An 11,027-nucleotide genomic window follows, 5' to 3' on the forward strand; every position below is an offset into this window, starting at 1 on the left:
TTCGGCATCTTCCTGCAGTTGCACGTTAAGCACAGTCTGATTGGTAATCGTGAATTGTTGCTCTAAATAACCAATATAAGAGACACGTACTGTAGCACCTCTTTGCACTGTCAACGAGAAATTCCCGTCAGCATCGCTAATCGTACCAATAGCAGTACCAGGAACGGCAATATTGGCACCGATAACCGGATCGCTATTCTCATCCGTCACGCGTCCGCTTAGGCGGATCTCCTGTTGAGGAGCCTGTCCTGTTCCGGTTACCGCAGCCGCCGGCTTGTCGAAAATATAAATTTTGTTGTCTCTCAGTTCGTAACCTATATTACGGGGTATAAACAGTTGGTCTAACACCTGCGTAAGATCGGTATCGGTCACCCTGATAGTTACTGCATCATTCAGATCCACCGCTTCTTTGCTAAAAGCCAGCGTGTAATCTGTCTGCTGGGTAATACTTTCCAGCACAGTTCTCAGATTTGTTTGGCTGAAATTCAGGTTCACTTTTTGTGCCGGACTGATTACAGTACCCAGCACAAAGAGCGACATCAGAATCATCCATCGCCTTTTCATTGGAATTTTTCCCATGGTTTGTTCTACATATTAAAAATTAGACATAAAAATTACCTCATAACTCTCTTCACTTCCACAGATACTGATTTAACACTTTTGAAAGCTTCTTATCGGTTCTTCATAATAGACACAGGAAAAAAGAAAAAGGATGAGTAAAAAGTAAAAATTTAACAAAAGAGGAGAAAATATCACAGGAGTACACCAGAAGATATGCCGCGATCATCCTATTTTGGAAATACAAATATTGATAAAATACCCAGACACAGGCTGAAAAAAAGCCAGTTCATGTATGGTTTGAAAAATATCTCATAAACTGGGCCCTTTCAAACACAGTTTTATCGGCTGCCGGTTCCACATTCAATTTTCCTTTGAAGTCATTGATACTTTTAAATCCCCTGGAATCCATCCATTCTTCTATACGATGAATAATTTCAGGTATTAGTTTTCTTTCTTTATCCTGATAGAGTGCGCTCACCATCTGCACCGCCGTAGCTCCTGCCAGCAGGCATTTAATCACATCTTTCCAATTGTTTACGCCGGTGGACGCTGCGAGATCAATTTCAGTAACATTGGAGGAAGTCAGGAATAACCACCGCAATGTCTCACTTAAATCCTGCGGGGAACTGAAAACGGAACCGGATATGATTTTTAATGTATCGATATTAATATCGGGTTGATATAACTTGTTGAAAAGGACCACGGCATCGGCCCCGTTATTCTTTAATTGATTTACCAGCCAGGGAATATTGTTAAATAGTCTGCTTGACTTGACGATTGTCGGGATACTAATAATGTCTTTGATCCTTTTTAAGATGTTGATATATTTTTCGGATGACTCCATAGGATGAACGGCCGGATCAGAAACAATAGCCGAAATATTAAGTTCCAACGCATCGGCGCCTGCACTTTCTATCTGGCTTGCAAACTCTATCCAACTTCCATCGCTATAGCAATTGATGCTTGCAATAATCGGTATAGAGCAATAGTTTTTACTGCCTCTTATTAAATTGAGATAATCCATTACCTTATTACCCTTCACATAGTTCCATATAAGATCATGGTTACCCGGAGATTCATACTTTTTTAGGATTGTTTTGGATTCATTCTCAATTTGTTCCTCAAACAGGGATTTCAGGACGATCGCTCCGCAGCCCGCCCTGTCCCAGACTTTATTTTTATCCACGCTGTCCGTTAACCCCGAACTTCCTATTATTATGGGATTCTTCAGTTTTAACTTTGCGTAATTAATGCTTAAATCCGACATTTCAGTGAGTACAATGAATTAGATATTTTTTGATTCTTACTTATATATCTAATTACCAAGTATTTAATTTTTGCTTTCTATCAAGACCCCGAATTAACATTGTTCAATACGGAAAATTATTATAAAATATAACAATAGTGTTTGATTATTTGTTTAGTTTTGTATACACAATCAATCGCATTGCATGTTTCAATGAAAAGAGTTTTAGTTACCGGAGGCGCGGGATTTATAGGTTCTCACTTATGTAAAATTTTATTAAATAAGGGTTATTATGTAATTTGTCTGGATAATTTTCTTACGGGATGTAGAGAAAATATTTCTCATTTAATGGGAAATGATCATTTCGAATTTTTAGAACATGATATCGTATATCCTTACCCCATTGGATATGTTGATGAAATATACCATCTGGCATGTCCGGCATCCCCTGTACATTATCAGCGGGATCCGATTAAAACAATGAAGATATCAGTGATGGGTTCTTTCAATGTCTTAGGAATGGCTAAGAAACACAATGCCAAAATTTTACTGACCTCTACAAGTGAGATTTACGGTGATCCGTTGGTGCATCCTCAACCCGAATCGTATTGGGGAAACGTAAACCCGATCGGATTACGATCTTGTTATGATGAAGGTAAACGTTGCGCCGAAACGATTTTCATGGATTACAACCGGCAGGAAAAAGTACGTATTAAAATTGTCCGTATATTTAATACATACGGTCCGGGGATGCTGCGTCATGACGGGAGAGTCATTTCTAACTTTATCCTTCAGGCATTGCAAAATAAAGATATTACCATTTACGGCGATGGAAGTCAAACCCGCAGTTTCCAGTATATCGATGATTTGATAGAGGGCCTGACAAGGGTGATGAATACGGAAGACGATTTTTTAGGGCCCATCAATATAGGAAATCCATCAGAATTCACTATTAAAGAGTTAGCAGAACATATCATCCGGCATGCAAATTCTCATTCCAGGCTGGTGTATGAACCCTTACCGAAAGATGATCCGAAGCAACGCAAACCGGATATAAGTCTCGCACAGGAAAAATTGAACTGGAGTCCGCGTGTCAGCCTGGAAGAAGGATTATCTAAAATGATCATCCATTTTAAAAACAAAATAATAAACACGAATTGAAATAAGAAAAAAGTTAATGGATTTTTCGGTGTATAAAATATTGATAGTAGACGATATTCCGGCCAATGTTTGGTTGCTGAAAGTGATGTTAGAGCAATCAGGGTTACAGGTCTTCACTGCAGAAAATGCGGAAGAAGCGTTCAACCGGCTTACAAAAGAAAAAATCGATTTAATTTTACTGGATGTCTTAATGCCGGATGTCAATGGTTTTGAATTGGCAGAACGCTTAAAGAACAATCCTGATTACCAGGAAATACCGATTATTTTCTTAACCGCATTAAATACGCCTGCCGATATAGTCAAAGGGTTTCATTTGGGAGCCGGTGATTTTATATCCAAACCCTTCAATAAAGAAGAACTGCTCGTCAGAGTCCGCCATCAACTGACCTTACTGGAAGCAAAGAGAACCATACAGCGCCAAACCGCCGAACTCAAAAAAACCATAGCAGGGAGAGACGCGTTATATTCCGTCATTGCACACGATTTACGGTTACCCATATCATCCCTGAAAATGACTCTGAATGTACTGATCCTTAAAATGGAAGAACAGCAGATCGGTGGACGGGAAATACTGGAGATGATACAAAGCGCCAATGAGATCTCAGAACAATTGTTCACACTACTCGATAACCTTTTGAAATGGACCAGAAGCCAGTTGGGAAAGTTGGAGGCAATACCTCAAGACATTAATCTTGCCGAACTTGCCGAAGGTGTAGTGGAGGTTTTTTCGATGATCGCCGCCACAAAGAAAATAAAAATCAACTTTCAATCATCTCCGGTCGGGGATACGGGAATATTTGTGGATATAGATATGATTAAAACCGCTATCCGGAATCTGCTCAGTAATGCTATTAAATTCAGTTACAGTGGCAGTGAAATCGACGTTGTGGTAGAATCGGACGAGAGGGAAGTTTTTTTAAGTGTCATCGATCGCGGTTGCGGAATAAGCCCGCACGATCAAGGCAAATTATTGGATGTAACCACCCCTTACACCACTTTCGGAACGGGACATGAATCCGGTTCGGGGTTGGGCCTGTTACTCGTGAATGAATTTATGAAACTAAACAACGGGCGGCTGTTTTTCAAATCGGAAGAAGGAGAAGGATCTACTTTCAGTTTCGCCCTTCCGAAGAAAGAGAGGTAGGATCCAAATCCAGCCCCACTATCACGGGTTTATGGTCACTGTATTCCAGGTCGGGAGAGTAATACCGTATCCCCCTGAATACATCCCGGGAATAAAAGACATAATCGATCCGGAATAATTTTCGAAGGTACCGGTATGTGTATCCATAACCTTTCCCACAAGAGCGGAAACTGTCTTCCAGATTCCCTTTAATTTTCCGGTATGCATAAGAGGCGGGAGTGTCGTTAAAATCCCCGCATACAATAACCGGACAGGTGCTTTCATCTATCAAGGCCCTGATCAGATCCGCCTGCCGGGCCCTGATCACACCATTTTCATTCATCATATCCTTTAGCCTTATGATCCGGGATGCTGCCCGGTCAATATTATCCGAAGGTCGGATCCTGTTTTGGTTCAGGTTGGTGGTTTGCAGATGGGCGTTGAATACTTTTACTACCTGTCCGTCAATATCCACATCCGCCCACATTGCCGTATTACTGCTTCCATCCGGAAAAATTATTCCCTGCGACTGCAGGATAGGATACCTGCTGAACAGGGCAATATGCATATCCTGAGGGGACGAGGAATGTACCGTATAGTAAGGCAGGAACCCGGATATTTCATCAATCAGTCTTAATTGCGCGTCACCGGCACCGGGAAATTCCTGAATGCAAAGAATATCGATCTTCCCGTTATACATAAACCCACCTGTTTCGCGGCCTATGGCAGACATGTCTCCGGCCCGTAGCTGTTGTATGTTATAGGTAGCTACGTTCAGTTCCCTGCCGGCAGGCTTTATTCGTTTGAAAGGCCATTGGATAATACCGGATAAATAAGGGATATTGAGTAGTACGGCCAAAAAGGGAATTACAAACCATAATTTCCTTCTCCCTATCCAGTATACTATCAACACCATATTTATTCCCAATATTAGGGGCAGGAATAAGCCCAACCATTGCAATTCCATGTGGCGGGCAGGATGAAAGCGTGATGCCAGGAAACCGCCTACCGCCAGGATAGCCGGAATCACACTGATTAACCCCCATACAACGTCAAGCAGCTTTACAAGGACCCGTATTCCCATTTTCCAACTACAAATATTTATTGATGGTAGCGAGCAAGATATCCTTGTCTAACGGCTTGGTTACAAAATCATTACATCCGCTGTCGAGCAGTTCTTTTTTATCGTCTTCATACGCATAGGCGCTGACAGCAATAATGGGAGGAGAGTAAGGCGACTTCCGCCGAATATTCCTGATTGCTTCGAGTCCGTTCATCTCCGGCATTTTGATGTCCATTAAAATCAGGTCGGCATGATACTTGTCAAATAAATCGACGGCCTGGTTGCCATCTTTGGCATGCAACAGGTGATATTGTGATCCGATCATAACCTGTATCAATTCGAAATTATCGTCAATATCTTCGGCCACCAAAATTGTTGCCTTCTCCTTTTCTGTATGTTGTAGCAGTGGTTTGGACATCAGTGGAGCCTGAATTTGTCCATCTTCAGAATCTGCAGGGAGTATTGGTATTCTGAACGAAAACAATGATCCTACCCCCTCTTCGGATGTTACCGAAATATCCCCTCCCAAACGTTCTATGATCGTCTTGCAGATAGAAAGCCCCAACCCCGTACCCGGAGCGAAAGGATCGACTTTTACGAAACGGTTGAAAATTTTATTCAATTTATCTTTTTTAATTCCGATTCCGGTATCTTTGACATACAATTCAACAAAATCATCAACACGCCTGTAACCTAAGGTAATCGTACCCTTCGGCGTAAATTTGACGGCATTGTTGATCAGGTTTGAGATCACTTGGGTCAACCGGTTTTTATCCGTTTTTAGGCAAATGTCCTCGTCCGGCAGCTCAAGGACCAAAGAAGCGTGTTTGGCGTATAATTGATGTGTCATAAAGATTTCCCGGTAGAGATCGTTAACCTTCACAGGAGTGTAATCAAATTCAAGCGTGCCTGATTCTATCTTCGACAGATCGAGTACTTCATCGATCAATAACAGCAGCCGTTTATTGCTGGATTCGATGATACTGTGAAATTTCTTTCGTTCCTGCGAATCGTCAATATCTGCCATAATACCCGAAAAGCCTACAATGGCATTTAACGGGGTTCTTATTTCATGGCTCATATTGGAAAGGAATGCCGTCTTCAGCCGATCTGATTCTTCCGCTTTTTCTTTGGCTTTTTTCAGTTGGTCCTCGTAGCGCAATTGCTCTGAAATGTCGCGGAGAAGGTGCCAGATGATCTCTTCGCCGTATTCGTTCCGGATAATGAACGAGTAGCAGTCGGAACTGATCACATTAAATCTGGGATAAGGATGGTTACATATATATTTTAAACTGTTATTATTTGCCCGCAATGCATGAATAAAATTATCCCACCTCTGTTTATCCGTAAAATTTTCCAGCACTTCATAGGCTTTATATTTTGTAATATCGATATCTTCAGATATCTGGTTCTGTTTGCGGCAAAGTTGATTGGCAAAGATGAGCGTACCGTCCATTTTAGTTGCATAGATATTGTCATTGGAATTGTTCATAGCCAGGGTTACCATCTTCAATTCATCCCATTTTGAAACGATGTCATCAATATTCTGCGTATAACCATCAATGATCATAACACCGTTGTTGGTATGGAGTATGTTGACAATCTTTAATCTCAGATAATATATCTTGTCTTTGATAATCCTATACTCGAATGTGCCCTGTCCGAAATTCCGGCGTTCAAGGATATCCTCTAATTTTCGCCGGTCTTCGGGATATACATATTCCATATATTTTTCAAGGGGCATGACTACTTCTTCGTTTTTATCCATCAATATACCGACATGCCCGGAGTAACGAAAAATTTTAGTTGACGTATCGTAACTCCAATACCCTAGTTTTGCCGCCCGTCCGGTCTCTGTCAATCGTTCATTCGCCATCTGCAGACTTTTTTTCATTTGGCTCCGTTTAGTGATATCCCGGTATTGGCATAATACATGTTCTTCATCGTATTTCTGAATGATGCATTTGAAGAAAAACATTTTATCCTGGCTAGGAAGATTGTAATTTGCATTGGAAACTTCTCCTGTGCGGACGACATGTTCGACCGCCGGTTTCAATTCACGTACGGTTTCTTCGGGGAAATAGTCGAAAATATTTTTCCCTAATAATGTATATTGGTTATTTACATAGGGATTATTTTCCGTTTTGACGATCATATCGATACACGTTCCATCGTTTTTCAGAAATAACAAGGTGTCGCAAGTCATTTTCAGTAAACGGACAGCCTGACTGTCGTCATGTAAAATACCTTTGGGTTCCATGTGTAGTTTTTTATTTTATAACCTTTCTGCTTTTTCCCAAACCGCATTTCCTTTAAATTTTTTCAGGTAGGCCATACCTTTGAATACATTGAAGTTCATAAACAGAAAATAGTAAGGAATAAATAACAATTTTGTTTTAATGCTATGATGTGCTAAATACCATCCGATCAATGCCGTCAGGTAAAAAACAATTTGTCCGGCAGCAAATAATTGATACACCCATACGGGCGTCACCTGCAAGACGAGTAATGCAATATTTAGCGGCATGAGCAGGAATAACGCGATCGGTGTGATCGTCCATCGCAATACCCGGTGGGAGATAAATTGAAAAGCGAGGCACCCGTAGCGGAAGATGTTTAACAAAGGATGAAGCCTCCAAATCGCTTGTATTCCTCCGGCCGCAATACGCACTTTCCTTTTTTCCTCCTCTTTCATATTCAATGAAGCCGATTCCATTGCATACGCGTTTTTACAGTAGGCAATCCGGTAACCTTTTCCGGCAATGCGTAATGATAGTATGAAATCGTCCAACAGCGTATCTTCCGGCATCTTCTCAAAAAGGGATGTACGAATGGCGAAAAGCTCCCCGGCAGCGCCTACAGCCGAATAGAGGCGGGAATCAAGATCTTTCAGCGCCGACTCGTATTGCCAGTAAGCTCCTTCGCCTCCCGACGAAGCGGTATCTTTCTCTTTTACTGAGATCCTCTTTTCCCCGGCCACACAGCCGGTCCGGGGATCGGTAAACGCTTTCACTATTTCTTTTACGGCCTCTTTATTGATTAGTGTATTGGCATCGGTAAAGACGACAACAGGCGTCATTACGGATTTCATGCCTCGGTTTATGGCTGCAGTTTTCCCTCTGCGTTGCGGTTCAAACAGGACGGTGACATCCGGGTATTTTGCCAGGTTTTCGTTTGTCTTATCGGAAGAACCGTCCGTGATCCAGTAAATTTTCAATTTATCTTCCGGATAATCGAGCGATACACTGTTTTTCATTTTTACATCGACCACATTCTCTTCGTTATATGCCGTGATAAAAAGGGTAACTTCCGGTAACACTTCAGGGAGAGCAGGCGCTTTTGGAGGAATAAACCTCTCTTTGATCTTCACAGCAATCCAAAGAATTATGCCATACCCGATATAGGTATAGAATACCAGAAATAAACAGAAGAAAAAGAGGTAAGATACAGCTACGCTCATCCAATGATTAATTATTTAATTCCTATTTTATTAAATTTGATTCTTCGTCTTGGGACGGTTTAGTTTGTTTGGTAAAAAAGAAATTAAAATTCTTCAACGCTCGTGTGACTCTCACCTTAAAGCTGTCAAACAATGAACCGTCTGCATCCAGTGTATTGCTGGCGGTTAAGGCACGTGCTTTCCGTGATGTTATTAATTTTATTTTTCCGTACTTTCTAAGGCCCAAAGCCATCGAACCGTCTTCCCCCCGGACGAGTTCTACCCGATAGCCTACTTTTCTGCCGTATTCCGCTATATACGCGAATACCATTCCCCGCACTCCCCGTTCCGGACGATTCAGATAAATAGCACGTATGTACAGATCTCTCAGGAGCTCATACATCTTCAATCCCCATTTGGAATGATTGGTGTCCGGCATAAAGCTCCAGAGAGAAGACACTGCTATCACTCCCGGTTTTTGCAAGCCGGTGATCATGGTTTCAATATAATGAGGCGGGTACATCGTATCCGAATCGATGCAGATATAGTATTTTCCCCGGGCATGGTTCAACCCACAACGGCGGGCGTACCCACAACTCTTTTTCTCCTCGAAGTATACGGGAATACCTGTTGCTTCGAACACCTCTCCCGTCCGGTCGTCGGAATTATTATTCACCCCGATAATTTCGACCGGATACCGGCAAATATTCTCACTCAGCGACCACAGGCAACTCAACAGGCGGGTCTCTTCATTATGGGCAACTACCACCACAGAAGCCAATGGCTGTTCACTGTTCAATCGATGCAATTTTTCTTTCACCTCTTCCACAATTTCCGGAGGAACGGAAGAAAAGGGTTTCTCAAAAACCGACAGGTATTTGGTATACCAAGGCATAATCTGTTAGTTTGTTCCTTTATACTATTGAATTCTTTTTAATAGTTCTGTTTTTTGGGAAGACTCTTTCAACATACCGGTAAAGTAGATTGCATCATTTTTGTTTGATGAAGAATGAAAAGCCTCATATTTTTCAACGAAATGAGTCGCATGTTCCACAAGATATCTACGACAATCGATATTCAACATTAAACCGTCTTCGTAATCCATGTAGGATAATCCCGTCACCTTGTTATCCGAATCTATCTGCTTAATTTGTTCCTTTTTTATTCCGGACAGGTTCACGGTAACGGAGGGATAATAAAAATACTGTCCCGAAGGTAAGGAAATTTTTAATTTAATCGTATTTCCGCTTATCTCTTTTGTTACAGTACCGTGTGTTCGATAATAATTATATTCGTAATATTCTTCCAATGAAGGAAACCAGACGGAATCATCCCCATCTTTCCCGTACGTATTGTTTAACCAAAGCAGAAATTGGGCAAAAGTAACAGTGGTGCCATGTATGCCGATATGAAGCGCTTGCCTCTCTTCTTTGGCCTTTCTCAATTCGGATTCTATTTTACTGACAATGTCGTATGAAGAATCATAGAAAGTTCTTTGCAATAAACCGTTGTGTAGGTCTGTTTGTACGTTGAAAGGATATAAAGGAACAACCTTTGGACCGGTTGCTGCGGTATTTTGTGCAGTCATGATCACAATCGGTGCATAATTCAAAGCGGCGGCAACGTAGGTTTTGTTTCCATTGGGCTCTGCCAGGGTTTTACACCCTCTTCCCGATAATTTATTTAATATAAGCTGCTGTGATAATTCATAATGCTTCATAATAGAATCTTCCCGGTTAACCGCTTCCGTATTTACATCATGGAATGCAATTCCCGTACCGTACGCCAACATTTCAGACACATTGTTCCATGTTAATCCGGATTTTTTCTGAAAGCGGGAGTAATTTTTTGTAAAATCCTTATTCACATTGATTTCTGCATCCATCCATGCCCACTCAGCAGCCAGTGTTGTCGTAAAAGCAAAACGAACTTCCTTGCCCGTTCCATCGGTACTTCCGAGGGTCTTGTTGAAATAAAGAACATCGGGGGGCAGATCTCCGGCCGCCAGTTGTTCCGCATTGTAATAGTAATTACTGGATAGCGGTTTTCCGTTAATTGCTGCCCATGTTGTGCTGTAAGCCGCATGCATACAATCATCCTGCGTGAGCATACATAACCACGATTTGTTGTATTTAAGGACCGGGATTTCAGCTTTTATGATATCCGAATGAACCTCTCCATCCGTTTTCAACGTAATCTCCGCCACAATATTTTGCGCTTCGTTTCCATACGGATACAGGTATCTTACATATTCCGTACTCTGGTTATCTTCGGTGTTTCCTTGGTATATATCTTTGTCTATGCAGGAAGTAAAAATAATCAGTAAACCTACAAGAATAGTTTTATAAGGATTAATTGTGAAACACATGAGTTTAATATTTTAATTACTAAGACAATAATATGCAAAAATAGTTTATTTTATTTATAAAGCATT

The 11,027-nt window shown here is 41.3% G+C and carries 9 protein-coding genes; 2 read left to right on the forward strand and 7 right to left on the reverse strand.

Going from position 1 to position 11,027, the window contains the following annotated elements:
- Both Q0502_RS16090 and Q0502_RS16095 read right to left on the reverse strand, forming a co-directional pair.
- The coding region (locus tag Q0502_RS16090; RefSeq protein WP_298652980.1) for a SusC/RagA family TonB-linked outer membrane protein at window positions 1–564 on the reverse strand (564 nt) is incomplete at its 3' end.
- A 283-nt stretch (window positions 565–847) separates the two neighbouring features.
- Window positions 848–1,828 carry a dihydroorotate dehydrogenase-like protein gene (locus Q0502_RS16095; RefSeq protein WP_298652983.1) on the reverse strand — a complete coding sequence of 327 codons (981 nt, stop codon included), beginning with the start codon at window positions 1,826–1,828 and terminating at the stop codon, window positions 848–850.
- 192 nt (window positions 1,829–2,020) lie between these two features.
- Here Q0502_RS16095 and Q0502_RS16100 point away from each other — a divergent pair, with 192 nt between their 5' ends.
- Window positions 2,021–2,968 (forward strand): UDP-glucuronic acid decarboxylase family protein, encoded by a 948-nt coding sequence (locus Q0502_RS16100; RefSeq protein WP_298652985.1) that lies wholly within the window; start codon window positions 2,021–2,023, stop codon window positions 2,966–2,968.
- Window positions 2,969–2,984: 16 nt separating this feature from the next.
- Window positions 2,985–4,112: a hybrid sensor histidine kinase/response regulator gene (locus Q0502_RS16105; protein WP_298652988.1), complete on the forward strand. Its 1,128-nt coding sequence runs from the start codon at window positions 2,985–2,987 to the stop codon at window positions 4,110–4,112.
- Here the strand turns inward: Q0502_RS16105 and Q0502_RS16110 are convergent.
- From Q0502_RS16110 to Q0502_RS16130, 5 genes are read right to left on the reverse strand one after another with little or no spacing between them, the layout of a single operon-like run.
- Entirely contained in the window at window positions 4,081–5,175 is a 1,095-nt protein-coding gene (locus Q0502_RS16110) for an endonuclease/exonuclease/phosphatase family protein (RefSeq protein ID WP_298652990.1), read from the reverse strand. The genes Q0502_RS16105 and Q0502_RS16110 overlap by 32 nt on opposite strands.
- Before the next feature lie 7 nt (window positions 5,176–5,182).
- The gene (locus Q0502_RS16115; RefSeq protein ID WP_298652992.1) at window positions 5,183–7,414 is read right to left on the reverse strand and encodes an ATP-binding protein; all 2,232 of its coding nucleotides are present in this window, start codon (window positions 7,412–7,414) and stop codon (window positions 5,183–5,185) included.
- Between the two features lie 15 nt (window positions 7,415–7,429).
- Window positions 7,430–8,614, reverse strand: a complete 1,185-nt coding sequence (locus Q0502_RS16120; RefSeq protein ID WP_298652993.1) for a glycosyltransferase family 2 protein — start codon at window positions 8,612–8,614, stop codon at window positions 7,430–7,432.
- Between the two features lie 22 nt (window positions 8,615–8,636).
- The gene (locus Q0502_RS16125; protein WP_298652995.1) at window positions 8,637–9,488 is read right to left on the reverse strand and encodes a glycosyltransferase family A protein; all 852 of its coding nucleotides are present in this window, start codon (window positions 9,486–9,488) and stop codon (window positions 8,637–8,639) included.
- A 24-nt stretch (window positions 9,489–9,512) separates the two neighbouring features.
- Window positions 9,513–10,961: a hypothetical protein gene (locus Q0502_RS16130; RefSeq protein WP_298652997.1), complete on the reverse strand. Its 1,449-nt coding sequence runs from the start codon at window positions 10,959–10,961 to the stop codon at window positions 9,513–9,515.
- Window positions 10,962–11,027: the final 66 nt, after the last annotated feature.

This window comes from uncultured Proteiniphilum sp. (assembly GCF_937873925.1).
GTDB lineage: Bacteria > Bacteroidota > Bacteroidia > Bacteroidales > Dysgonomonadaceae > Proteiniphilum.